The organism is Polaribacter tangerinus (assembly GCF_038024095.1).
Taxonomy (GTDB): Bacteria; Bacteroidota; Bacteroidia; order Flavobacteriales; family Flavobacteriaceae; genus Polaribacter; species Polaribacter tangerinus.
In genome coordinates, this window is the sequence record NZ_CP150668.1 from 543,139 (window position 1) to 567,766 (window position 24,628).

Below are 24,628 nucleotides of genomic sequence, written 5' to 3' on the forward strand. Positions count from 1 at the left end.
TATGATACGCTTTCATAAAGAAGGATATAAAATTATTGTAATTACCTTTATTATTACAATTGCTGGTATTTTATTGGCAGAGAAATTTATTGATATTAACTGGCTTACTAAAGCTATTCAAATACTTTGCATTGCATTATTAATAATTGTTTTACAATTTTTTAGAAATCCTAAAAGAATTACAAAAATAAACGACAATACTGTTATTGCTCCGGTAGACGGAAAAGTAGTTGTAATAGAAGAAGTAGAAGAACCAGAATATTTTAAAGATAAAAGGTTACAAGTATCTATATTTATGTCGCCTATTAACGTTCATGTTACCAGATATGCAATGAGTGGAACTATTAAATATAGTAAATATCATCCTGGTAAATATTTAGTTGCTTGGCATCCGAAGGCATCCACAGAAAATGAAAGAACAACAGTTGTTATAAACAATTCAACTTTTGGAGACATTTTGTACAGACAAATTGCGGGTGCATTAGCTAAAAGAATAGTTAATTATGCTACTGAAAGTGAAACAGTAATACAAGGAACTGATGCAGGGTTTATAAAGTTTGGGTCTCGTGTAGATTTGTATTTACCGTTAGGTACTAAATTGAATGTAAAATTAGGTGACAAAGTTAAAGGAGGAACTCAAGTAATTGCGAATAAGTAAACATGCATAGTGATTTAGACTTGGCGTTTAAAGAAGCATTTGAGAAAATTTCTGACTTAAAAGAAGCGGTTGCTCCAGATATTATGTTGAAATTTTATGCCTACTACAAACAAGCAAACTATGGTAGTAGTACTTTTGCTTTTAATAGTAATGGCAATTTAAGAAATGGATTTAAAGCAAATGCTTGGATGCAACTTAAAGGAATGAGCTCTAAAGAGGCAAAAGAAAAATATATAGAACTGGCAAATTCAATATTAACAAGTAAAAAACAATAATCATGAAAAAAACAACAATTTTAATAGTAGTATGTGCTTTGATTTTTAACTTTTCTGCTTGTAAATCAGAAAAAAAAGAAACAAATACCGATAGTAAAAAGAGTGATGCTGCATTTTCTTTAAAAAAATCAGAAAATGAAATTAATTTTACTGCTTATAAATACACAGAGAAATTTCCTGTTGGCGGGCAATTCAGACAAGTTAAAATTACTTCTGGTGGAGATGGAAACTCTATAAAAGAAGCAATAAACAATACCGAGTTCTCTATTCCTATTAGCAGCTTATTTACGAAAGATTCTGGTAGAGACTATAAAATTCAGAAGTTTTTCTTTGGTGTTATGGAAAACACTAAATTACTATCAGGAAAATTATCCATAGAAAATGATTCTATTGGTGCAGCTACAATAGTTATGAATGGTGTTTCAAATAAGATACCTTTTAAATATACTATTAATGAAAACACCTTTGCTATGAATGCAACTATGGATGTAAATAACTGGAACGCCTCTAAAGCTCTTGCATCTCTTAACAAAATTTGCGAAGCACTACATACAGGTTCAGATGGTATTACAAAAACATGGAGCGAGGTAGCATTAAATATAAAAGCTAAATTTTAATATTTACTAAAATTAGGTAACTTACATAAGTAAATTACGAACCAAAAAAAGCTAGTGAAATTTAATTCACTAGCTTTTTTTTGAGCTAGCATTTTATATAAATTTAAAGATTGTTTAAAGCATTTTTTAAGCTCTCATATTTAAAGCTAAAACCTGTATTTTGAATTTTATGAGAAGAGAGCCTACTACCTTCTAATAGAATTATGGCTAATTCGCCAAAAATTAACTGTAATAAAAAACTAGGAACACCAATTGGTAAATAAGGTCTTTTAATACTGTTTGCCAATAGTTTAGAAAAGCTCTTACTTGTATGATGCTCTGGTGATACTAGATTATAAGCGCCTGAAATATTTTCTTCTACACACTTTATATAAGCAAAACATAAATCATCTATATGAACCCAAGATATGTACTGATTTCCGTTACCTAATGGAGATACTACAGGAGTTTTCATTTTCTCTAGTGCGCCTCCTTTTTTAGATAAAACAATGCCTGTTCTTAAAATTGCTACTCGAATATTTAATTGTAGAAACTGGTTGGCAGCATCTTCCCACTTCTTACAAACCAATCCTAAAAAGTCTTTACCTACAGCATCTTTTTCGTTAAATATTTTTTCTGAAGTTAGTGCGCCATAATAATTACTACCTGAAGCAGAAATAAAACCTTGTAAAGAAATACCAAGTTCAGTAACCTTGTTAAAAAGTAATTTTGCAGATGCTACTCTACTATCAATAATAACCTTTTTTCGGTTTTTAGACCAACGCTTATCCGCAATACCAGCACCCGCTAAATGAATTATAAAATCTAAATTTTCAAGTGCTTTTTCATCAATATAATGGGTGTTTAAATTCCATTTAAACTCATTTGCCTCTTTAGGGTTTCTTGTTAAAACTCTAACTTGATGTTGCCTTTCAGATAATAATGTAGCCAGCCTTTTTCCTACTAAACCTGTACCACCCGTAATTAAAATGTTTGCCATAATGTAAAATTAAAAAGCAATTATGAAAATAATCTAAGAATTTATATAAATTAAAGTTAATTAATGAATGAGTAACAGTGCTACCTCTACTGCTCTTTTTAATTCGTACTCATTTGATTGAATCTTAGAAACTACTTTTAAACCGTTGTAAAGTATAAATAATAAGGCAGCTAAAGCTTTTAAATCTTGCGTAGTTGTAAGTTGCCCATTTTCCTTTCCTTTTTTTAAATATTGATAAAAAATCTGCTCAAATAAGTGTTTATTATTTTCAATAGCAACTGTAAAACCATTATTGTTGGGTATAAGTTCGGTTGTTGTATTTACTACAAAACAGCCTTTTTTATCTTTGTCTTTAATAGACTCGGCAATCGAATTATTAAACAACTCTTTAAAACCTTCTTTAATATTCGGTCTACTTTCTAAAAAATTAGTTAGAGCTTCTATATTTTTTTTAGTATAGTACTGAAAAGACTTTTTAAATAATTGTTCCTTATCACCATAAGTAGCATAAATACTAGCTCTATTAATACCTAAATGACTTACTAAATCTTGAATTGAAGTTGCCGCATATCCTTTTTTCCAAAACAAGTTCATTGCTTTAGTTAAAACTTCATTTTCATCAAATAATTTAATTCTAGGCATAAAAAAGTGGAAACCAAAAATGATTTCCACAAATATAATTTATTTGGAACTTTCATTCCGAAAAATGATAAAAAATTAACCTAAAAGAGGATTAATTATTATACCACCATCTATGTTGTACTCGCTACCCGTAATAAAAGAAGCATCATCTGAAGCTAAAAAAGTAACAAGCTTTGCAATATCTTGGGTAGTACCAAAACGTTTTAAAGGAATACGCTCTTGCATAGCGGCTGCAAAATTAGTTAGTTGATTTTCCTCCATACCTGTTTTACCAAATATTGGCGTAGAAACTGGACCAGGGTTTACCGAATTTACTCTAATTTTACGAGGTGCTAATTCTGTTGCTGCTGTTTTAGTATAAGAGTTAAGTGCCGCTTTAGAAGCAGCGTAAACTGCTGTATTTGGCATACCAGTATATGCATTTATAGATGATAAGTTAATAATTGAAGCGCCATCATTTAAAAAAGGTAAAAATTTTTCGGTAGTAAAGAAGGCTCCTTTAAAATTAATATCCATTTGATAATCAAACATTTCTTCAGTAATATTGCCAATCGGAGCTGGCTGAAATATTCCTGCATTCACAAATAAAATATCAACTTTTCCTAATTTTTTATGAACTTCAGAAGCCAAATTTTCAATATCAGTAACTTTACTAACATCTGCCACAATACCCAAAACTCCTAATTCATTAGAAGCCTGTTTTACACGCTCTTTATTTCTGCCAGAAATAACAACTGTAGCGCCATTATCTTTCAACTCTTTTGCGGTTTCAAAACCAATACCACTATTACCACCTATTACCACAGCTATTTTTCCTGCTAATTTTGTCATTTTATATTTTTTTAGTTAAAATTATACTAGAACAATCGTTCCAAAAAGCAAACATACAAATAACAGAACAAACATTCCAAATAAAAATAAACTTTTATTATTTTTGTCACTTATCAGAAATAAATATTAAAGCTATGTTAATGTTTTTTTCTACATTTAATAAAGCTGTATTTTTATAGTGATGAAAAAAAATAAAAAACGAAAAGGGTTTATCTTTAAAAATTTTGAAGCAAACAAACAAGCTCCATTTGAAATTCTGCTTGATATTTTTAAAGAACTAATTACACATACCTCAGGAGATTTTGAGGAAGCAATAGATTGGTTGCGTACATTAGATAAAGAATATAAATTAACCGATAAAAATTACACAATTGAAGACTTTATAGAAGACCTTAAAAAGAAAGGTTTTATTAAAGAAGAGATAAAAGGAAATGGTGCGTTAGGACATAAAATTACTTCAAAAACAGAACGCGCTATTAGACAGCAAGCACTAAATCAAATATTTGGTAAAATAAAAAAAAGTGGTGCAGGAAACCATAAAAGTAAAAGTATTGGAATTGGCGATGAACATACAGGTAACTTTAAGCCCTTTGAATTTGGTGATGCGTTAGAAAAAGTATCCATTACAGAGAGTATTAAAAATGCACAAATTAACAACGGAATCGGTAATTTTTCTATTTCAGAAAATGATTTAGTAGTAGAGGAAACTCAACATAAAAGCCAAATGAGTACTGTGCTAATGATAGATATTAGTCATTCTATGATACTTTATGGTGAAGACAGAATTACACCTGCAAAAAAAGTAGCGATGGCGCTTGCAGAGTTAATTACTACAAGATACCCAAAAGACACGTTAGACATTATTGTTTTTGGCAACGATGCTTGGTCTATAAAAATAAAAGATTTACCTTATTTACAGGTTGGCCCTTACCATACTAATACTGTAGCTGGGTTAAATTTAGCAATGGATTTATTGCGTAGAAAGAGAAACACAAACAAACAAATTTTTATGATTACTGATGGCAAACCAAGCTGTTTGCGTTTACCAGACGGTCAATATTATAAAAACAGTAATGGGTTAGATCAACACATTGTAAATAAATGTTACGCTATGGCGCAACATGCAAGAAAACTTCATATACCCATTACTACTTTTATGATAGCACAAGACCCTTATCTTATGCAATTTGTAAGAGAATTTACTAAAGCAAATCAAGGAAAAGCATTCTACACAGGACTTAAAGGTTTGGGTGAAATGATTTTTGAAGATTATGAAAACAATAGAAAAAAGCGAATAAAAGGCTAAATTTTAAAAATAAGTAAACAGCAAAAAAGCTAGTTACAAATACAACTTAAATGAAGTTAGAAAATATAAAAACACTAGGAGAGTTAAAGAAATTAGGCTATACCTCTAAGTCGATAAAAGATGAATTAAGAGAAAACCTAATTCGTAAAATGAAAAATAAAGAGACAGTTTTTACTGGAGTTTACGGCTATGAAAATACGGTAATACCAGAATTAGAAAGAGCTATATTAAGCAAACATAACATTAATTTACTTGGACTACGTGGTCAAGCAAAAACAAGGTTAGCAAGGTTAATGGTGAATCTTTTAGACGAATTTATACCTGTAGTAGCCGGTTCAGAAATTAACGACGATCCTTTACATCCTATTTCTAGATTTGCCAAAGAAAAAATTATAGAAATGGGAGATAAAACTCCTATTTATTGGCTTCACAGAAATGACCGTTTTGCAGAAAAACTTGCAACACCAGATGTAACTGTGGCAGACATTATTGGAGATGTTGACCCTATAAAAGCGGCAAATTTAAAACTTTCGTATGCAGATGATCGTGTAATCCATTATGGAATGATACCTCGAGCAAATCGATGCATATTTGTAATAAACGAATTACCAGATTTACAAGCAAGAATTCAGGTAGCACTATTTAACATTTTACAGGAAGGTGATATTCAAATAAGAGGATTTAAACTAAGATTACCCTTAGATTTACAATTTATTTTTACAGCAAATCCAGAGGATTATACAAATAGAGGAACCATTGTTACTCCTCTAAAAGATAGAATTGGTTCTCAAATATTAACACATTATCCGGAAGATATAGAAACAGCAAAAAAAATTACGCAACAAGAAGCTGTAAAAGTAGGCTTACAGAAAGAAACAATTCGTGTTCCTGAGATGGCAAAAGATTTACTTGAACAAGTAGTTTTTGAGGCAAGAAAAAGCGAATATATTGATGCTAAAAGTGGTGTTAGTGCTCGTTTAAGTATTGCTGCCTTTGAAAATTTGATAAGCACAGCTGAAAGGAGAAAGTTATTAACTGGAGAAGAAATAACCACCGTAAGACTCAGCGATTTTGATGGTATTATTCCGGCAATAACCGGAAAGGTAGAATTGGTGTATGAAGGGGAACAAGAAGGCGCTCATGTAGTGGCAGAAACACTTATAAAAAGAGCAATTAAAACTTTGTACCCTACCTATTTTCCTGAAATAAAAAAATTAGAGAAACAAACGGAAGAAACACCATATGACCCTATTGTATCGTGGTTTTTTAATAGTAAAGAAACTTTTGAATTATTAGATGACTTTAGTGAAAAGGACTATAGGGAGTCGTTAGAAAAAATAACTCCATTGTCAGATTTTATCAAAAAATACCAACCAAAAACTACTAAAGAAGATAGCTACTTTGTTAAAGAGTTTATACTCTGGGCACTAGTAGAGTTTAAAAAACTAAGTAAAGAAAGGTTTGTAGAAGGCACAGAGTTTAAAGATCCTTATGGGGGTTTAATGAGTGGTTTATAAAAAAAGCAATACGCCTAACTATTTAAACAAAAAAAGCAACCGTTTTGGTTGCTTTTTTGTTTAGTTAATATTTATTTTCCGTTTTCGAAATATCTTTTTTGAACTTATAAAAAATGGTAAATTGAATTATTGCACCTATCAAAATTAAAAAACCTATTTCAATATTAGATATTAAATTATTGTTGTCTAATGACTTTTGTGCTACACTCATTAAATTCTGACTTTCGGACACCTGAATAATAGATAAATTATTTAAATCTGTTTCTAAGGCTTGTAAAAACATATTTTCTTCTTCAAAAGATGTACCTTTCTTTTGATTAATTGCTTTTAATTTTTGAAAATTTTCTTGTAAACTAATAAATGTCTTAGACTCGTTTACCGTTAGCTTAGTAGTAGCAAAAACATCTATTAAAGTTTCAAACTGTTTGTTTGAGATTGTTTTGTTAAATACAGAATTACTATCAATTAAAAACAATCTTTTTTTATGTACAATATCACTCATTTTGTAAACATAATCTTGTGCCAAAACCCTATCTTTATGCATGGTAGTAAGTGTTTCTTGTACGGTTTCGAAATGCCTTTTATCAATTCTATTTGTTGCTAAAACTAATAAAAAAACAATGGTTAGTGCCAATCCAATATTTATACGATTCGAAATTGATAATTTATTTGCCATTTCTTATTTTGTTAATTAATACATACAATATAATACAAAAAATACTATTTATTATGCGTAAAAAGTATAATTTATAATTGTTAAACTTCTTTTTTATTTGAGAATCTAAGTATAAAATACCCCAGAATAGCCGCTATTAAAGAACCTATAAGAATTCCTATTTTAGCAGAACTAATTAATTCTGGTGAATCTGCAAAGGCCAAACTCGCAATAAAAATAGCCATTGTAAAACCTATCCCTGCAATAAATGAAACTCCAATAATTTGTCTGAAACTAATATCCGAGGGTAATTGAACTAAATTTAATTTCTTGGCAATAAAAATAACCATTGGTATACCTAGCCCTTTTCCTAAAACTAAACAAATAATTATGTTTATAACTAAAGGAACTTCAATAGCTACAGAGCTATCAATTAACACTCCTGCATTTGCAAGTGCAAAAACTGGTATAATAAAGTAAGCTACCCAACCATGTAAAGCATGTTCTAAGTGCTGTAAAGGCGATTGAAATTTGGTACTCCAATCTTCTAAATCATCCATGTGTTCTATTTGTGCTTTAGATAAAATTGGCTTTTCTAAATTTGTAGCATTTTTAATGTCTGTATAAATAGTTTCTAATTGAGCTACGAAAGTGGCTGTTTTAATTTTAGGGCGAATTGGTACAGAAAATGCTAAAAGAATTCCTGCAACCGTTGGATGCACGCCCGATTTTAAAAATAAAATCCAAACAACAACTCCAGTAAAAAACAGTACATATTTAGAATAAAAACCTTTGTAAGATAAAAAGTATAAAAAGGCCAATAAACCAAGAGCAATTAATAAAAGTGTTGTATTTAGTGCTCCGCTATAAAATATAGCAATTACTAAAACAGCTTCAATATCATCTACTATAGCAAAAGCAATTAAAAATACTTTTAAACTTAAGGGAACTCTCTTTCCAAGTGCATTTAGTACTGCTAACGAAAAAGCAATATCAGTAGCCATCGGTATTCCCCACCCTTTAAATGTAGATGGATTTTCATTTAGTAAAAGATATAGTGCAACCGGAACGATTACACCTCCTAAAGCACCAAATAATGGAAAAGCTAACTTTTTAACAGAATTTAATTCGCCAATTAATACTTCTCTTTTAATTTCTAAACCAATCAAAAAGAAAAATATGGCCATTAATCCATCATTTATCCATAAGATTAGAGGTTTTTTAAGTGAAAAATTCTCACCTGAAATTCCAATTTTATAATCCCAAAGTGCTGTATAGGTTTCAGAAAATCCGGAATTTACCCAAATTAATGCAACTAAGGTGCTTAAAAGTAATAGAATTCCGCTAAAGCCTTCTATTTTAACAAATTTTTGAAAAGGTGTGATTAGGACATTTTTTATCATTAGTTATTTTTTTTATGACTATCAAAGATAGCAATAAATAAAAATTTGGAGAAATTATAAACAGTACCTTAACAAATTTACTTTCAATAAAGTATTAAAAATCTAATGCAAACAAGCCCATAAATTAATTTTATGGGCTTGTTTGTTTAAAAGCATTATTATAAGAACTTTTACTTTTTTAGGAGTTTTAAAGATTTTTGAATTCCATTTTTTTTAAAATTAAAAAGATAAAGTCCAGGGCTTAATTTTGAAACATCAACTTTTTGTTGATTATTTTTTAAATTTATAGTTTTTAGCTTTTGTCCTAAGGTATTTGTTATCTCTAAAATATCAAATAAATATTCATTATTGTTAAAGCTTAAAAACTGATCCATCGGATTAGGGTATATATTCATTTCTTTGAGTAAAATATCTTTCTCAGAAAGTGTTTTTTCTACTAATGTTACACTTGCTAACGCATCAACTTTACCTGCTCCCCAAGAATAATTTGGAGTAGAGGTTAAAGCTTCGGTATACGAATCATTAATTGCTGTACTCTGCAAAATACTCTTTACTTCATTTGTGTAAAGCTTAGGATTTGCCTCTAGCATTAGTGCAACAATACCTGTTACGATAGGTGCAGCCATAGATGTACCATGACTTGCGGCAAAATACCATTTTCTGTCATTGTTGCCAAAACTAGATTCTACATCTCTATAAGAAAGTGAGTTTGAAAAATCTCCATCTTTTGGAAGATAATTAGTGTCAAAACTACTTATTGATGAAACTATTCTATTACCTGGTGCCGAAATATCTGGTTTTATACGTAAATCTGTAGTAGGGCCTTTACTAGAAAAATTTGCGATATGTAATAGTTCTTCGGTGTCATAATCACAACTATTAGTACCTTCCTCAAAAAGCCTAGTTGTACAACTCTTAGAGTTAAAAGCTCCTACACTTATAATTGAATTACTTGTACCTCCAACCTCCGTAACAGTAAAATTACTATCTCCATCAGTTGCAACTGACTCATGTAAACTTGTAAAATACACATTATCATCTTGTTGCCATAAATGAACCCTACCAGAGGTAGATTTAACTTCTATTAAAATGGCATGGTTTACATCATCTTGTAAAGAATTATCAATATCAATTAACGCATAGGGCTTATCACTATCATTACTAATATTAATTTTAACTACTACTTCATCTGGATTGATAAAATCACTATCAATTAATTTAAAACCTTCATCTGGTGTACATGGTGCACAACTATTAATTGAAGAGTACGATTTTGTACCACCTACAATTTCTTTTGTTTTTACATTATATATATAAAGAGCAACACTAAACTGTTGGCTTTTAGAACCAGTTAAATATATTTTTGATTTAACAGGACCATTTTCAACACTGTATTGATAGGGTGACTCTTGTCCTAGTCTAAAATCTAAAAAACTATATAGATAGTTTTCTGTATTTGTAAATTTTTTAGTTAAATGAATATTATTATTACCACTATTTCCCGCAGCCCCTACCACAACATAACCAGGCCCTGCAGCTCTAATAATTTTATCTAAAGACTTATCAAAAAAAGATGTTCCATCATGTGGTCCATAATGATTACCTAAACTAATATTAATAACTGCGGGCTTGTTTACAGATTTTGCATAATTAATAATGTAGTAAATACCTTCTAAAACACTAATGTTCGTTGTTTTTGTTGAAACCAAAACTATTTCACTATCGTACGCGACTCCTCTGTATATACTTCCGGGAGTTATTCCACTTCCAGCTGCAATTCCAGCAACATGACTACCATGAGAATCATTGACTAAATCATACTTTTTACTTAGTAATGAACTTTCCCCTATAAGTTCAGTTCCAAAATTAAAATTAGCAGGCGGTATACCTTTAGAATTAGTTTGCTCCCAAACCCGAGATATTCTGTAACTACCATCTACTACACTGTAAAAATTAGGGTGAGTATAATCAAAACCAATGTCTATAACACCTACAACAACACCTTTACCTGAATATGCCTGGCTTAAAGTTACACCATTATGCACTTCATTAGTTCGTGTAAGTATAAGAGATTCATCTAACTGTTTTTCTACTCTGCTTGCTACTTGAATAAAAATAACTCCCTCTAAATCAGATATTTTCTCTAAATTTTTTACAGGTAATCCAACAACTAGCATTTCCTCTAAGTCTATATAAATATCAACTCCTAAACGTTTTAATTTGCTAATATCGAAATCATTATCTGTTTTAATAAATGCATCTACAAAAGTTTCTTTACCATATGTTGATTCAAATTTTTGTTCTTTTTTAATCTGATTGGCTTTTAATGCTTTTTTAAAGTCATTTATTAATAATGCAGTATTTATTGATACATTTTTCTTTTTATTAAACCTAATTTCATTTTTATTAATGGTTAATCTTTTCGCCTCAATTTTATCTTTTAGATTCTGTCCCAACAAAGAACTCATAGTAAACAGAATTGTTAACACTAAATAATTTCTCATAACTTTAATTTTACTTTAAAATATCTCAAAAAAAGAACCTAACTACCAGTTATAAGTTAAAAAGACTTCACAATCAAAATCGTTAAAAAGATTTGTAAACTTTTTGCTTGCTGGAAAACCACTTTGACCAGAAAAGTAGGGTGTAAAACCTGCCAACGAAATAAAATCATCATTAGTAAAAGTATCCCAATCAAATAGTTTTACTATAAAAAATTTATTAGTTTGTATGATTTTTATTGGGGATGAAGGTATAAATTCATAGGTTACATTTCCTAAACCACTTGCATTTTCATAATAGCTTGGATGTTCATAAATTATGTTACCAGAGGAATCTTCCATAGTGATATAAATATCTGCATCACTGGTATTTGTAAGTACAGCATCCCATTTTTCATTATCATTTTCATTTGGAAACTTAGTAACTACAATTTTAGTAATTGTCATAGATTTTGGTGTTTCTTGAATACCACAATCTAATCCTGCATATCCGTTTGGGCAATCACAAACGCAATCATAAGTAGCAACACCATCGTTTAAACAAGAAATGGGAACACAAGCATCATCTTCATCATCTGAATTGGAAGAACAAGCGTTTAAAAAAAAAGCAATTGTTACTATTGATAAAAATTTAATACATAAAGTTTTAGTCGTTTTCATAAGGGTATTTTTAATATTTATAATTATGGTTTTACTTTTTAGGCATCATTATTTAATCACATACGGCATCTTTTTACTTGCCTTGCGCATTAATTCGTTTACAATTCGTGACGGACTACTTCCTAATCCTCCTGAAATTTTGTGTTCATAATTCCAAATTAATTTTTTATTATCACAATCATGCAAACTCAATGTAGTTCGAACTTCATTAGTTGACCCAATACCACCAATTAATATTAATGTAGCAATAGCAGCACCGTTAGACATGGGTTTAGACATTCCAAAATTTGACGTTAATATGCCGTCTACTCCCAATATTTCACAAAGTTCTGCAGTGGTAAATACCTTTTCTGGATATCCTGCATTAGTCAATTTTGCGTTTGTAGTTTGAATATCTTGTAACTCTTTGGTTATTTTACCTTGTGATTTTCGCCTGAGCATCCAAGAATATATCTCGTTCTGAAAATTTAATGATTCTGTTTTTTGTTGCTCTTTCATAGATTCTGCATCTATCTTTTTACTAGCGGCTATTGAAACTTTTGGGGGCACAATGGCTATTAATTTTTGCTTACTTGCTAAATAAGTAGCATCTGGACTATAAAATATCTTTGCACAAGAAGTGAAAAAAATAAGTACTAGGGCAACAATAGAAAAATTGATAAATTTCATAATTTGATTTTTTTTACTTTAAAATAAACTGATTTTTTAATTGGATGATACGAGTAAATAGCTACTACTAAGAAGTATCTCTTTTATATTTAAAACTCCAATTATCGGTATACACATAAGACTCTTTCTGATAATTATAAACAATGCTAGCTTTTAATTCTTCTCGCATAAATGCAATGTAATTGTAAACAGTTCTTTCGGATAACGAGAGTTTTGAAGCCAAATCTCTGGGGCTTCCTGTCATCTCTCTTGAGATGAGACTGTCAATTCTTATGATAACTCTTATATCCAATTTTAATGCAATTTTATAGCCTACTACTGAAACTGAATTTCAGTGAGTTCATTTTTATTAACATCTGCTAAATAGTTTTTTAACTAATTACTATGCAAAGATGCAACACCACTCCGTAAAATTTATACGGAATGGTTTTTTATTAAAAAAAAGTGTCTAAGAAAATATAATGTGATAAAAAGTTAACCTAAAACTATAAGGAGAGAGAAGAAAAATAAGTAAAAAATGATATACTAAATTTAGTGGTTAGATAGTTTCTATTGCAGAATCTTTATCTAATTGAACGTTGTAGTAATTAAAATCATTTTCAGACCCATTCTCTTTTTCGATGATATGGATATACTTTGCTGACCTTGGTATTGGTGGAAAATATAACGAAAAATAGCGCCAATCTTGTTTAGATTCGAAATTGTGCTTTTCAGGTGCAATTGTAATTCCTGCTGCTTTAACCAAATAAAAACGATCTTTTAAACTAGGAATTTCTATATAGGTTTTTGGAGAAATAGTTATCCAACCTCCTTTTATGTATTTATTAGTAGTAACATATCCAAAATCTACTTTCGTGTACTTATCTGTAATTAAAACCCTCATTAACAAAGGATTGTTTTCACCATGACCAAATACATTTAAAGTATATAATAGGTTGTTTTTGAGTATGTTCATTATAATAACGATTCAGTTTTTTTCTTTAGACCTTCGGGATGAATTACAACTAGATTTTTTCCATAAGACCGAAATAACCGAATTAGCTCTCTACTTGGCACTACATTTATGGTAAAAAAACTAGACCCAGATTCGTTTTTCTCACTTTGTTGACTTTTATGAATCGGATAAGCCTCAAAATAGTTTGTTAATTGTATTGATGTAATAAATCTTATAAGCTGTTTGGGTTCATTTTTCATCGGATACACCCCATAAATATCGTTACAATAACTGTCTACAATTTCTTCTGGACACTTAATATAAATCCTTTTTAATGTAATTGGCTCATAAATTCTGTCAAATCCATAGGTACTAATTTTACTACTTTTTTCTGAATAAGCAATTAAATACCATTTATTTTCAAACTCTTTCAATCGAATAGGATGAACTATTTCCGATTTAAACGTTCGTTGGCTATATGAAAAAAGGGCAATAGATAGGGGTGTTAAATTTTTGCAAGCATTAAAAAGGATTGAAAAATTTTCTGTTCCCTTTGCACCTTCTACATAATCGGTTTGAATAATTTTTCTATTAATATTTCCTTCTGGAAACTCCTCTTTAAAAGAAACTAATATTTTTTGAATTGCCTCAGAAAATCTTTTATTTACTCTATGTACTCCTAAATTATTAACAAGCTCGAGCGCTTCTTTAATACTAGAAATATCGTAACTAGATAAAGGTATAGCGTTTATAGAATAGTTTTCATCTGTATAATAATATCCTAAATTTCGTCTGCAAAACTTAATTGGTGCTTCAAAAGTATCAGAATGCTTCATGTTTCGAATATCTTTCTCTAACGTATTTAAAGAAGGCTCTACATCTAAAAAACGAAAACATGTTTCTTGTATTTGTAATAAAGTAGGGTACTTTTTTGCAGAATTTCTAAGCATCCTATCAATTATTCGATACCTACTAAAAGCTGATTTTGAAACACTCATAAAAAAAGATTTAATACTATTTTAAATATCTTTCGAGGAATCTTCAAACTTTTGCTTCATTGTTGGATTGCCATGAGTTAGCTTTTTTATTGTTAAATCTTCGGCTTTGTTGTTTGCTAGTCTTAAATTATTTACCGAAGCAAGTAAAGCATCTTTGGTTTTCTGCAAATGAGACATTGTCTTGTCAATTTCATCAACTGCTGTTTTAAATTGTCTACTTGCCAAATCATAATTTCTAGCAAATCCTTTTTTAAAATCGTTAATTTTTTCTTCAAAATTTGTAATATCTACATTCTGATTTTTAATTATGTTTAATTCTGCCTTATACTGCATCGAATTCAAAGCAGCATTTCTTAACAAGGTTATTATTTGAATAAAAAATTGAGGCCTCACCACATACATTTTAGGAAACTTGTAGGAAACATCAACAATACCTGTATTATACAATTCGTTGTCTAACTCTAAATTTGACACTAGCACTGCAAATTCACAGTTTTTTGAAATTCTATCTTTATTTAATTTATGAAAGAAATCTTCATTTTTTTTCTTGGTAGCTGTTTCATCATTTTCATTTTTCATTTCAAACATTATAGAAATAATCTCATTGCCAAACTCGTCATTTTCTTTGTAAATATAATCTCCTTTGGTACCTCCAGAGGCATCATTATCTTTTTCGAAATGTGCTCTTTGAAAAGCAGTAGCTCTTAATTTGTTAAACTCAATTTCGCAATGCTGCTCTAATGTTTCTCCAACCATTTTGGTAGATAACTTTTGCTTAAAGTCTTTTAATCTTGCAATCTCGTCATCTTTCATTTCTATAATTTTGTCTTTAGAAAGCAAATTTTGTACATACTTTTCTTGCAACGATTTTTCTAACAACTGCTTTTCTGTCTCTTTCATTTTCAAATCATTTGCTAACGCATCTCTTTCCTTTTCAATGTTTTTAATGGCCTCAGAAACCGCTAACTTATTTTTAATTTCTGCTTGATCTATTAAAGACTGTAAATTTGAAATTTGAGTTTCTTTGGCTGTTAATTTCTCTATCAAAGCCTTCTCTGCAGAAGCCTGTAGTTTATTTAACTCATTTTCTCTGTTCGATAAGTGTGTGTTAAATTTAGCTCTTAATTGAGCCTCTGCCAATTGCACTGCATTTTGTTTTTCTTTCTCCGCTATAGCGAGCCTGTCTGATAATTCTTTTTCAAATTGATGATCTTTCACTTGCTTTAAAATATCTGCATAACCTGCTTCATCAACTTTAAATGCTTTTTTGCAATTCGGACAAATAATCTCGTTCATATATTTATTTTTTTTAATTTTTAATTAAAAAGTAACAACAACTTACAATAACTTTTTTTGATTCTATAGCTAAGATAGTAAATCTATATTTTCTTTTTTTAGGAATAAAAAAGAACACCTAGAAAATCTCTCTTAAAAAACAATACTTCAGACAATAAAGTATAGCAATATTTTTTCTAAGATTTCATCTTTTACATATTCAGAAATATAATTTACATGGCTCAAAAAATGAACACAAAATAGGCTAAAATAATAATTACATAATAAGAAAATCTTAGAATAAAGTAGTTATAGGTTACCTAAAAAGGGGAAAATTTCTGTGTGATGTAAAACAATAGAAATATAAAACAACAAAAAAGCCTCACATTTCTGTGAAGCTTTAAGTGACCTCGACAATCAAAAGTTCTAACTTTTTTGAGGATATTGAAAGTATATTATTAGAAAAATAATAGCTCGTTCAGATCGAATAAAATATGCTGCTAATTTCCATAATGCTAGTTGTATTTAATCTATAATGACTAATTTAAATTAAAAATATTATTTTTTTCTTAGCAACTCTATATGTTCTTCAAGCAACTTAAGATATTTGTTTTTCCAGCAACTTCCGTTAGTTTTTTCTTCAATTAAGTTTCTCTGATATAGAAAAGAATTCCTGTTTATCCGAACTGTTTAAAATTGCATCATTTTCCAGCAAAGGACCAACTGTTGACTATAGAGTTAAACCAGATATAACAGCACCTGGAAATAGAATTGTATCTGCTATTAGTAGTTTTGATGAAAGTTATACTTACGATACTTCAACTCCATTTAACAGTCAGGCTTTATACTCAGATATTGAAGATGGTCTTACTGATGGAAATCAAAATTGGCATTTTGCAGCAAGCCAAGGCACCTCAATGTCTGCCCCTGTTGTAACAGGAATTATCGCTTTAATACTTGAAGCAAACCCAAACCTTAACCTGAACGAAATAAAGGAAATTTTAAATGAAACCGCTGCAAGAGACACCAATACAGAAAATACATCTCCTACTCTAAATAATACTTGGGGTGTTGGCAAAATAAATGCTTATGATGCCATAAAATCAATTGAACAAACTTTAAGTACCGAACAAACAAATCAAAGTTTGCCTGTAAATCTATATCCAAATCCAACTAAAGATTATTTGTATTTTGATAATACAATTACAAAATTTGAAAGTATTAATGTAATCAATGTATTAGGTGTAAAACTTATTGAGAAAGAGCTGGATGTTAACAACACCAATATTATAGATGTATCTAAATTACAAAATGGAATCTATTTAATTGAATTTCTAAAAAAAGGTATGAAACAGTCAGCTAAAATTATAAAGAAGTAACTTAAACCTTTTTAAATTAATTTATAATGTTAAATCATATAAGTTAAAAGATGGTTTGAATTCAGTATTTTTTTCAAGCATTAAGATTTAAAGTTAACGGAATAAAGGAGTAAATTAAATTATTTAGTCCTATTCTATAGCATATATCGCTGAGGCCCACCTCTGCGAATATCTTCACTGGCAACCTCTTCAAATTGCGTAAAATTGTTTCTAAATGCATTCGATAATTTAAAGGCTGTTTTGTAATAGGCTTCATCATCATTCCAAGTAGCTCTCGGGCTTAACAATTCCGTAGGAACACCAGGGCAACTTCTTGGTTGAGCAACTCCAAAAACAGAGTGAATGTGGTAATCTTCGTATCTGTAACTCCCTAAATCTCCATTTAAAACAGCAGCAATCATTGCTCTTGTATATTTTAATGGCATTCTTCTTCCAACACCATACTGACCTCCAGACCAACCTGTATTTATCAACCAAACATTGACACCCACATCTTTCATTTTTTTACTCAACATTTCTGCATATTTAGTGGGATGTAAAGGCATAAAAGGCGCACCAAAACATGCTGAAAAACTAGGTGTGGGTTCTTTTACACCTGCTTCTGTTCCGGCTACTTTTGCCGTATAACCAGAAATAAAATGATACGCAGCTTGGTTAGGTGTTAACATAGAAATAGGAGGCAAAACACCGAAAGCATCTGCTGTCAAAAAGAAAATATTCTTCGGGTTTTTACCAATAGAAGGTTCTTTAATATTTTTAATGTGATGAATTGGGTAACTAACTCTTGTATTTTGGGTAATTGATGTATCTGAAAAATCGATAATTCCATTTTTATCCATCACTACATTCTCTAGAATTGCCCCTTTTTTAATGGCTCCAAAAATTTCTGGTTCTTGTTCTTTTGATAGATTAATCACTTTGGCATAACAACCGCCTTCAAAATTAAAAACAGTGTTTTCTGCAGTCCAACCATGCTCATCATCACCAATTAAACTTCTCTCAGGATCTGTAGAAAGTGTCGTTTTACCAGTACCCGATAATCCAAAGAAAATAGCAGTATCTCCTTTTTTACCAACATTTGCAGAACAATGCATTGGCAACGTATTTTTAAATACGGGAAGTATAAAATTTAATGCAGAAAAAATTCCTTTTTTAATTTCTCCAGTATACCCTGTTCCGCCAATTAAGGCAATTTTCTTGGTGAAATTTAAAATTGCAAAGTTGTGCTGTCTTGTTCCATCTACTTTTGGATCTGCCATAAAACCAGGTGCATTTAGAACCGTCCATTCTGGAGAAAAATCTTTCAACTCCTCTTCAGTAGGTCTTAAAAACATATTGTAAGCAAACATGTTACTCCAAGGATATTCGTTAACAACTCTAATCTTTAATTTATAATTCTCGTCTGCACAGGCGTACGAATCTCTCACAAAAATCTCTTTATTAGAAAGGTACGCTGTAACCTTATTGTACAAAGCATCGAACTTAACTGAATCAAAAGGAAGGTTGATATCACTCCACCAAACCTCATCTTTGGTAATGTTATCTTTTACAATAAAACGATCTTTTGGTGAACGGCCAGTAAACTCTCCGGTATTAACAGCAATTGCCCCCAAAGAAGAGACAACTCCTTGTTCTTTCTCAATAGTTAAAGCATGCAGTTCATCTGAAGTTAACTGATACTGAATTGTTGCGTTTTTTATTCCTAAATTTTCTAACGACTTATTAATAGTATTATTATAGTTCATAATTTATGAAAAAATTAAATGTTTTTTCGGATTTATATCATCATATTAAATAACGTTTAGTTGTTTTCTTGTTTCATTTTATTTCAGATATATAGTATCTAAAATTACTTATAAATGTTAAGGATTTTTTAAAAACTCTTACTTAACCGAAGAGAGAACTTATGATTATATAAAAAATAGAAGGACACAATAAACATCCTAGTCCTGTATAAAAAGTAGCTGTCATGGCTCCGTAAGGGACTAATTTTGGATCTGTAGCAGCCAAACCTGCAGAAACACCACTTGTTGTCCCCATTAAACCACCAAAAACAATAGCTTCATGGGGATTGTTTAAATTTATTTTTTTAGCTAAAAAAGGTGTTAAAATAGTAACACATATTGTTTTAAAAACTCCAGTAGCAATACTAATAGCAATTACTTCTGAACTAGCTCCTAAAGCATATCCTGTTATTGGCCCAACTATATAAGTACAAGCTCCTGCTCCTATTGTAGTTAAACTTACTGGATCTGTATATCCATAACAAAAAGAAATAAATACTCCTAAAAAAAAAGAAAAAGAAACCCCTACAATCAAAGATATTAACCCAGCCAAACCTGCATCCTTAATTTTATCTATATCTGAATTCATAGCGGTTGCTACAACTGAAAAGTCTCTCAACATAGAACCACCTAATAAAGATAAGCCTGTAAAAGTGCTTACATCACTGAGACCCTTTTGTTCTCCAAAAAAAGCTAAACCTAATGCTATGATTATTGCTACGGCTACACTTGGAATATGAGATTTGAATATATATTTAGATACGTAAAAAGAAAATAACATTAAGAGACCAACAGATAAAAAAGCAACAATTAATCCGTTTTTTGAAATGATATTTTCTAAAATATCTATCATTATTTTATGAAATTTGATGACTTTTTATTGCCTATTTTTGAAATTACTGGGACTAAAAAATAACCGATAAAAACAACAAAAAAACCAACTAAAAGCGCAATAAAACCTCCATCCCAAGCAGCTTTTACATTTTGTGTTGCAGACATAGCTATTACAATTGGAATATACATTGACCCCCAAAAAACAATTCCTCTTTTAGTTTCTTTTTTAAATAAGTTTCTTTTTTTTAAAAAAGTAGTTAAAAAAATAAGATATACCATAGAAAAACCAACACCCCCTAAATCTGCATCAATATTTAATAAATTACCTAATAAACTTCCAGTAAATTTTCCTAATAAAAAAGAAAATGAAAGAATTGCAACACCATAAATTTTCATATTTGTAGTATTTAAAATAACTTTTTAATTTCATTCTTAACAACCTTACCCATAACATTTACAGGTAACTCTTTTTGAATACTATATTTTGTAGGTATTTTATAAGAAGGCAACTTTAACTTTAACCACTCTTTTAAATCATCTATAGAAATTGATTTAGTATTAATAACTATGCAAACTGCAATAATTTCTCCCCATTCTTCGTCAGGCAAACCTACTACACCACAATCTGCAATATCTTTATATTTCCTTAAAACTTCTTCTATCTCTAAAGCAGAAACTTTATAACCTCCATTCTTAATTATATCTACAGAATTTCTGCCTAGTATCTTAAAACTTCCTTTTTGTAAAACTGCAATATCTCCTGTCTTGAACCAATTATCTTTGGTAAAACTTTCTTTAGTCTCTTTAGGTTTATTCCAATACTCCTTAAACACATTATTTCCTTTAACTTGTATTTCTCCTGGTTCTCCTATTTTAGACATTTTGTCATTATCATCTGATATTCTTATAGATACTCCCTTCAGTGGTTGACCTATATGACCAGGTTTTCTTTCACCTCTATAGGGGTTACTAATCGCCATTCCAATCTCAGTCATTCCATATCTTTCTAAAAGAATATGATTACTTATTGATTTCCAATCTTTAAGAACACTTACTGGTAATGCTGCTGAACCTGAAACCATTAATCTAAAATCTTTTAAAATATTAGAAATTTCGTCTTGCTCATTTTTTGCTAAAGTTTTCCAGAAAGAGATAAGTTTATAGTAGATAGTTGGTACTGCCATAAAAAGATTTATCTCTTTATTTTTAAATAAATCAAAAACATTTTTTGCATTAAATTTTGGTAAAAACTCACAACAAGCTCCAGACCATAAAGCGCATAAAGTTATGTTTACAATACCATGAACATGATGCATTGGTAAAACATTTAAAATATGATCTTTTTTATCCCATTCCCAACTTTTAACGAGTGTAACAATCTGACTTTCTAAATTATGATGAGTAGATACTACTCCCTTTGGAGCTCCTGTTGTTCCACTTGTATAAATAATCATAGCTCTTCTATCCAAAGAAATATCTGGAAGAGGACCAAAAATATTTGTAAAAGACTCTGCTTTAATACATCTTATATTGTTGTTATTAAAAATAGGTTCTAATAAATCTTTATATTTTTCACTGTAAATCAAAACAGATGCATTTGTATCATCCAATACATATTTTATAGACTCTAAAGGATGCTTTACACATAAAGGAACAGCAATGCCTCCAGCTCTCCAAATAGCCCATTGAATAGATACATAAACAAAACCTGGATCAACTAAAAAAGTTACTCTCTGTTCATTTAAGTCCTTTTTACCCGCAAGTAAATCAACTGCTATTGATTCTGATTTATTTAAAAGTGTTTGATATGTATAATCTCTATTATTACTTTTTATACATACTCTTTCTAAATGCTTAGTTGCATTTTGTACTATTCCTAACATTGTATTAAAAGGATATTAAATTTATAATAAAACTTTAAATTACTAGTATTCAAGGTTATTTAGAATGAGTTCTTGTGACTTTTCTATATTAAGTTCCAATAGACTCTGAGCTTCATTAGATATTTTTTTGTTTAGAGTTAACTTTGTTAGTGAAGCAAAAAAGTCTAAACTAGACTGAATAATTTTCTTGTTAAATAAATTAACAACTTCATCTTTATTGATTGAGGAACGATGAAAAGATAAATCTTTAAGCTCTATCGACTTTGAAGTCCCTCCAAAATAAAATTGTGAAGGATTTAATCTTTCTTCAACTTCGCCAACATTTACGCCATTTAAATATAAAATAGATTTCTTATTTGCAAAGCTATGCGATAAAACTAGATGATTCCATTTATCTTTATACCTATCAAATGGTACAGATATGTTTTTATATTTTAAGTTAAACCCTTTAATTAAAATTAAATTATGTTTTTTATCTTGAACAAAACCCGCGATACTTCCATCTTCCAGTTTTTTAAATCTAAAACTTAAAGTAAAGGAATGAACAGTATTATTTTTAAGATCCAATAATAGAGGTGCTTGCTCTGATTTTTTATTTTTAAGAGTTACATAACTAGGGTTATAGTCATAAGTTGGAGTTTTTTTTCCAGCTAGTAAAGCATCAAATAAAGAGGGTACAATAGTGTATGACATTTCTTTGTGACCTAAATTATTTGGATGCCAAGGGTCATTTACAAAACCATTTACCCATTTACCTTCATAATCATCTACAGCTCCCAAAACATTAATACTAGGATATTTCCACGTGTTTATAATTTCATTCATTCTTTTTGTAATCCTGTAGTGGTTTTCATCAAATAAAGAATGTGCATAACAATTTACAATAACAGGTTTTATTCCCTGATTGTGTAGAGAGTCAGAAAGTCTTAGCAATCTACTTCTAAACTGTTCTAAAACTTGCTCTCTACCATTTTGGTCTACCTGTTTTCTCAATCCCTCATTACCTAAAGATAAACCGATTACAACTATCTTTGGTTTTGTGGGATACAATTTTTTTGATAATCTATCAAACTTCTCTAATTTTATTGTATTGTCTCCATTAGTAGAAACATTATAATATTTGTATTTAAGAGTATCTATTACGTTACTATTATAAAACATCCATGCATACCCTTGATCATTTTTTGCACCATATCCTTTACATACAGAAGAACCAAAAAAAGTTACATTAACCTTTGATTTATTCTGAGAATAAGAATTGTAAGAAAAAAGAATACAGGAGACTAATATTAATAATCTATTTATTTTTAACAAATCAATTTTATTTTAAGTTAATTTTTTCTGGGTCAAAATCTATTTTTGGGTTTACATCTACCTCGTTTTGTGGTAGTGGATAAAGGTATGGATACGTAACATTTCCAAGTGTTTCAATAACTTTATTTGTTCTTCTTAACTCAAACAAACGATTACCTTCTCCAGATAGTTCAAATTTTCGTTCATTTCTAACTGCTTCTCTAAAGTCTAGATCACTTAAACCTGGCTGTAAATCACTTAATCCTGCTCTATTTCTTATTTTATTTATTTGCTGATATGCCAAAGAGGTAGCTCCGGATGCCTCTGCATAGACTAATGCAATATCAGACATTCTAAGATATAAAGGACTAGAACTCGTTTTATCCCAATCTATCCATTCTGGATCAATATATTTTAATGAAAAATAATGTTCATTATAAGTAGCTCTTAGAGAACCATCTGCGTTATAAAGCATATTAGAATATAAGTTTTTTCTTAAGTCTCCAGGCTCATGAGTATTTACAAATTGATTTGATATTCTATAAACCCTATACCCCCATGTTGTAGGTAAATATGTGTTTGTCAAAAAAGGGTGACTTACATGAAAATCTGTAGAATAACTTACACCTGGATTAGGCATCCAAATTGCAGCAAAACCAGATTTACCGACAGATTTTTCTCTATTAGTAGATAAAAAATAAATATTTTCAGAATTCATCTTATTATTAACATCAAAAATATCCCATAAGTCAGTTTGCAACTCATATATAGATTGATCAAAAATTACTTTCCCTGCGTATTCTTTTGCTTGATTGTACATTTCATCTGAATTCAAAACCCAATTGTATCTTGGAGAATTACATTCTTTAGAAGAAGCTAACGTCAAAAAAACTTTTGATAATAAACTTTGAGCAGCTACCTTATCTGCACGTCCATATTTCCTTTCAATTTGCATTAAATCAATCGCATTAGTTAAGTCTTCAATAATAAAATCATAAACCTCTTGAATGTTACTTTTTGGAAGAAATAGATCTTCTGAACTAGTCACTGAACTTTTTCTTAAAGGAACTTCACCAAAAAGACGAACAAGATTAAAATAATGCCATGCACGAATGAAATATAATTCTCCTTTAAAATGATTTTTTTTTGAGATTTCTATATCTACAGAATTAATGTTATCTAAAACAGTATTCGCTCTATTAACACCTATATAACTATACTTGTAAAAACCCTGTATACCAAGAGTTAAAGGGGATACCTGCCATAAATCAATCTCATTTCTACCATAAAATGTATTTGTTGGTGTACAGTACATTATTTCTGATGATAAGTCAGTTAATTCTATATAACCATATAAATATTCATTTGTCTGATTTACTATATAGGCATATAAAATTGCAGACTCAACTTCGTCTTCAGATTTAAAAAAATTTTGATCTGTATAGAATCCTTTGGGGTTTTCATCTAACTCAGCACATGAATTTAAAAAAAAGAGAAAAAAACTAACTACATAATAAAATTTAAACTTCATATTT

The 24,628-nt window shown here is 29.8% G+C and carries 24 protein-coding genes; 6 read left to right on the forward strand and 18 right to left on the reverse strand.

The features are described from left to right. Position 1 precedes the first annotated feature (1 nt). From WHD54_RS02470 to WHD54_RS02480, 3 genes are read left to right on the forward strand one after another with little or no spacing between them, the layout of a single operon-like run. Positions 2 to 658, forward strand: a complete 657-nt coding sequence (locus WHD54_RS02470) for a phosphatidylserine decarboxylase family protein (RefSeq protein WP_088323080.1) — start codon at positions 2 to 4, stop codon at positions 656 to 658. Between the two features lie 2 nt (positions 659 to 660). Further along, positions 661 to 933 (forward strand): acyl-CoA-binding protein, encoded by a 273-nt coding sequence (locus WHD54_RS02475; protein WP_088323081.1) that lies wholly within the window; start codon positions 661 to 663, stop codon positions 931 to 933. A gap of 2 nt (positions 934 to 935) precedes the next feature. Next, a complete protein-coding gene (locus WHD54_RS02480) occupies positions 936 to 1,550 on the forward strand; it encodes a YceI family protein (RefSeq protein ID WP_088323082.1) in 615 nt (204 codons plus the stop codon). 103 nt (positions 1,551 to 1,653) lie between these two features. Here WHD54_RS02480 and WHD54_RS02485 read toward each other — a convergent pair whose 3' ends face one another. The 3 genes from WHD54_RS02485 to WHD54_RS02495 form a co-directional block, all read right to left on the reverse strand. Beyond that, positions 1,654 to 2,529, reverse strand: coding sequence for a TIGR01777 family oxidoreductase (locus tag WHD54_RS02485; protein ID WP_088323083.1), 876 nt, complete (start codon positions 2,527 to 2,529; stop codon positions 1,654 to 1,656). 60 nt (positions 2,530 to 2,589) lie between these two features. Then, entirely contained in the window at positions 2,590 to 3,171 is a 582-nt protein-coding gene (locus tag WHD54_RS02490) for a TetR/AcrR family transcriptional regulator (RefSeq protein ID WP_088323084.1), read from the reverse strand. A gap of 75 nt (positions 3,172 to 3,246) precedes the next feature. Continuing rightward, on the reverse strand, positions 3,247 to 4,002 hold the full coding sequence (locus WHD54_RS02495; RefSeq protein WP_088323085.1) for an SDR family oxidoreductase: 756 nt from the start codon (positions 4,000 to 4,002) through the stop codon (positions 3,247 to 3,249). A 181-nt stretch (positions 4,003 to 4,183) separates the two neighbouring features. Between WHD54_RS02495 and WHD54_RS02500 the strand changes: the two genes are divergently transcribed. Both WHD54_RS02500 and WHD54_RS02505 read left to right on the forward strand, forming a co-directional pair. Continuing rightward, positions 4,184 to 5,308 (forward strand): vWA domain-containing protein, encoded by a 1,125-nt coding sequence (locus WHD54_RS02500; RefSeq protein ID WP_088323087.1) that lies wholly within the window; start codon positions 4,184 to 4,186, stop codon positions 5,306 to 5,308. A 50-nt stretch (positions 5,309 to 5,358) separates the two neighbouring features. Next, positions 5,359 to 6,825 carry a magnesium chelatase gene (locus tag WHD54_RS02505; protein ID WP_088323088.1) on the forward strand — a complete coding sequence of 489 codons (1,467 nt, stop codon included), beginning with the start codon at positions 5,359 to 5,361 and terminating at the stop codon, positions 6,823 to 6,825. A gap of 64 nt (positions 6,826 to 6,889) precedes the next feature. Here WHD54_RS02505 and WHD54_RS02510 read toward each other — a convergent pair whose 3' ends face one another. The 9 genes from WHD54_RS02510 to WHD54_RS02550 form a co-directional block, all read right to left on the reverse strand. Beyond that, positions 6,890 to 7,501, reverse strand: coding sequence for a hypothetical protein (locus WHD54_RS02510; RefSeq protein ID WP_088323089.1), 612 nt, complete (start codon positions 7,499 to 7,501; stop codon positions 6,890 to 6,892). Between the two features lie 80 nt (positions 7,502 to 7,581). Next, positions 7,582 to 8,883: a Na+/H+ antiporter NhaA gene (gene nhaA, locus WHD54_RS02515; RefSeq protein ID WP_088323090.1), complete on the reverse strand. Its 1,302-nt coding sequence runs from the start codon at positions 8,881 to 8,883 to the stop codon at positions 7,582 to 7,584. 170 nt (positions 8,884 to 9,053) lie between these two features. Then, complete coding sequence (locus WHD54_RS02520; protein WP_088323091.1) at positions 9,054 to 11,387, reverse strand: S8 family peptidase; 2,334 nt, start codon at positions 11,385 to 11,387, stop codon at positions 9,054 to 9,056. Between the two features lie 42 nt (positions 11,388 to 11,429). After that, positions 11,430 to 12,044, reverse strand: a complete 615-nt coding sequence (locus tag WHD54_RS02525; protein WP_088323092.1) for a hypothetical protein — start codon at positions 12,042 to 12,044, stop codon at positions 11,430 to 11,432. A 48-nt stretch (positions 12,045 to 12,092) separates the two neighbouring features. After that, complete coding sequence (locus tag WHD54_RS02530; protein WP_088323093.1) at positions 12,093 to 12,713, reverse strand: hypothetical protein; 621 nt, start codon at positions 12,711 to 12,713, stop codon at positions 12,093 to 12,095. A gap of 67 nt (positions 12,714 to 12,780) precedes the next feature. Continuing rightward, a complete protein-coding gene (locus tag WHD54_RS02535; RefSeq protein ID WP_143744235.1) occupies positions 12,781 to 13,005 on the reverse strand; it encodes an HTH domain-containing protein in 225 nt (74 codons plus the stop codon). A gap of 246 nt (positions 13,006 to 13,251) precedes the next feature. Then, entirely contained in the window at positions 13,252 to 13,668 is a 417-nt protein-coding gene (locus tag WHD54_RS02540; RefSeq protein WP_088323094.1) for a hypothetical protein, read from the reverse strand. Continuing rightward, positions 13,668 to 14,645 carry a helix-turn-helix transcriptional regulator gene (locus tag WHD54_RS02545; protein WP_088323095.1) on the reverse strand — a complete coding sequence of 326 codons (978 nt, stop codon included), beginning with the start codon at positions 14,643 to 14,645 and terminating at the stop codon, positions 13,668 to 13,670. The genes WHD54_RS02540 and WHD54_RS02545 overlap by 1 nt, the downstream gene beginning before the upstream one ends. A 21-nt stretch (positions 14,646 to 14,666) precedes the next feature. Next, positions 14,667 to 15,941, reverse strand: a complete 1,275-nt coding sequence (locus WHD54_RS02550) for a DUF2130 domain-containing protein (RefSeq protein ID WP_088323096.1) — start codon at positions 15,939 to 15,941, stop codon at positions 14,667 to 14,669. A gap of 674 nt (positions 15,942 to 16,615) precedes the next feature. On the opposite strand from WHD54_RS02550, the gene WHD54_RS02555 reads away from it, so the two are divergent. Continuing rightward, positions 16,616 to 17,299 (forward strand): S8 family peptidase, encoded by a 684-nt coding sequence (locus WHD54_RS02555; RefSeq protein WP_262502700.1) that lies wholly within the window; start codon positions 16,616 to 16,618, stop codon positions 17,297 to 17,299. Between the two features lie 134 nt (positions 17,300 to 17,433). Here the strand turns inward: WHD54_RS02555 and pckA are convergent, their stop codons facing one another. The 6 genes from pckA to WHD54_RS02585 form a co-directional block, all read right to left on the reverse strand. Further along, complete coding sequence (gene pckA / locus WHD54_RS02560; RefSeq protein ID WP_088323098.1) at positions 17,434 to 19,044, reverse strand: phosphoenolpyruvate carboxykinase (ATP); 1,611 nt, start codon at positions 19,042 to 19,044, stop codon at positions 17,434 to 17,436. A gap of 142 nt (positions 19,045 to 19,186) precedes the next feature. Then, positions 19,187 to 19,936 carry a malonate transporter subunit MadM gene (gene madM / locus WHD54_RS02565; protein ID WP_198943136.1) on the reverse strand — a complete coding sequence of 250 codons (750 nt, stop codon included), beginning with the start codon at positions 19,934 to 19,936 and terminating at the stop codon, positions 19,187 to 19,189. Then, positions 19,936 to 20,313, reverse strand: coding sequence for a malonate transporter subunit MadL (madL, locus tag WHD54_RS02570; RefSeq protein WP_088323099.1), 378 nt, complete (start codon positions 20,311 to 20,313; stop codon positions 19,936 to 19,938). The genes madM and madL overlap by 1 nt, the downstream gene beginning before the upstream one ends. A gap of 11 nt (positions 20,314 to 20,324) precedes the next feature. After that, the gene (locus tag WHD54_RS02575) at positions 20,325 to 21,800 is read right to left on the reverse strand and encodes an acyl-CoA synthetase (RefSeq protein ID WP_088323100.1); all 1,476 of its coding nucleotides are present in this window, start codon (positions 21,798 to 21,800) and stop codon (positions 20,325 to 20,327) included. A 42-nt stretch (positions 21,801 to 21,842) separates the two neighbouring features. Continuing rightward, on the reverse strand, positions 21,843 to 23,114 hold the full coding sequence (locus tag WHD54_RS02580; protein WP_158211803.1) for an SGNH/GDSL hydrolase family protein: 1,272 nt from the start codon (positions 23,112 to 23,114) through the stop codon (positions 21,843 to 21,845). A 7-nt stretch (positions 23,115 to 23,121) separates the two neighbouring features. Continuing rightward, positions 23,122 to 24,624, reverse strand: coding sequence for a RagB/SusD family nutrient uptake outer membrane protein (locus WHD54_RS02585; protein ID WP_088323102.1), 1,503 nt, complete (start codon positions 24,622 to 24,624; stop codon positions 23,122 to 23,124). Positions 24,625 to 24,628 lie beyond the last annotated feature (4 nt).

Excerpts from the sequence above, each read along its gene's own strand:
- WHD54_RS02480 (WP_088323082.1), top strand. The coding sequence starts at position 936 with ATGAAAAAAACAACAATTTTAATAGTAGTATGTGCTTTGATTTTTAAC.
- WHD54_RS02495 (WP_088323085.1), bottom strand. The coding sequence starts at position 4,002 with ATGACAAAATTAGCAGGAAAAATAGCTGTGGTAATAGGTGGTAATAGT.
- WHD54_RS02485 (WP_088323083.1), bottom strand. The coding sequence starts at position 2,529 with ATGGCAAACATTTTAATTACGGGTGGTACAGGTTTAGTAGGAAAAAGG.
- WHD54_RS02585 (WP_088323102.1), bottom strand. The coding sequence starts at position 24,624 with ATGAAGTTTAAATTTTATTATGTAGTTAGTTTTTTTCTCTTTTTTTTA.
- WHD54_RS02510 (WP_088323089.1), bottom strand. The coding sequence starts at position 7,501 with ATGGCAAATAAATTATCAATTTCGAATCGTATAAATATTGGATTGGCA.
- WHD54_RS02525 (WP_088323092.1), bottom strand. The coding sequence starts at position 12,044 with ATGAAAACGACTAAAACTTTATGTATTAAATTTTTATCAATAGTAACA.
- madL (WP_088323099.1), bottom strand. The coding sequence starts at position 20,313 with ATGAAAATTTATGGTGTTGCAATTCTTTCATTTTCTTTTTTATTAGGA.
- madM (WP_198943136.1), bottom strand. The coding sequence starts at position 19,936 with ATGATAGATATTTTAGAAAATATCATTTCAAAAAACGGATTAATTGTT.
- WHD54_RS02550 (WP_088323096.1), bottom strand. The coding sequence starts at position 15,941 with ATGAACGAGATTATTTGTCCGAATTGCAAAAAAGCATTTAAAGTTGAT.
- WHD54_RS02490 (WP_088323084.1), bottom strand. The coding sequence starts at position 3,171 with ATGCCTAGAATTAAATTATTTGATGAAAATGAAGTTTTAACTAAAGCA.
- nhaA (WP_088323090.1), bottom strand. The coding sequence starts at position 8,883 with ATGATAAAAAATGTCCTAATCACACCTTTTCAAAAATTTGTTAAAATA.
- WHD54_RS02540 (WP_088323094.1), bottom strand. The coding sequence starts at position 13,668 with ATGAACATACTCAAAAACAACCTATTATATACTTTAAATGTATTTGGT.
- WHD54_RS02575 (WP_088323100.1), bottom strand. The coding sequence starts at position 21,800 with ATGTTAGGAATAGTACAAAATGCAACTAAGCATTTAGAAAGAGTATGT.
- WHD54_RS02520 (WP_088323091.1), bottom strand. The coding sequence starts at position 11,387 with ATGAGAAATTATTTAGTGTTAACAATTCTGTTTACTATGAGTTCTTTG.
- WHD54_RS02545 (WP_088323095.1), bottom strand. The coding sequence starts at position 14,645 with ATGAGTGTTTCAAAATCAGCTTTTAGTAGGTATCGAATAATTGATAGG.
- WHD54_RS02530 (WP_088323093.1), bottom strand. The coding sequence starts at position 12,713 with ATGAAATTTATCAATTTTTCTATTGTTGCCCTAGTACTTATTTTTTTC.
- WHD54_RS02505 (WP_088323088.1), top strand. The coding sequence starts at position 5,359 with ATGAAGTTAGAAAATATAAAAACACTAGGAGAGTTAAAGAAATTAGGC.
- pckA (WP_088323098.1), bottom strand. The coding sequence starts at position 19,044 with ATGAACTATAATAATACTATTAATAAGTCGTTAGAAAATTTAGGAATA.
- WHD54_RS02470 (WP_088323080.1), top strand. The coding sequence starts at position 2 with ATGATACGCTTTCATAAAGAAGGATATAAAATTATTGTAATTACCTTT.
- WHD54_RS02500 (WP_088323087.1), top strand. The coding sequence starts at position 4,184 with ATGAAAAAAAATAAAAAACGAAAAGGGTTTATCTTTAAAAATTTTGAA.
- WHD54_RS02475 (WP_088323081.1), top strand. The coding sequence starts at position 661 with ATGCATAGTGATTTAGACTTGGCGTTTAAAGAAGCATTTGAGAAAATT.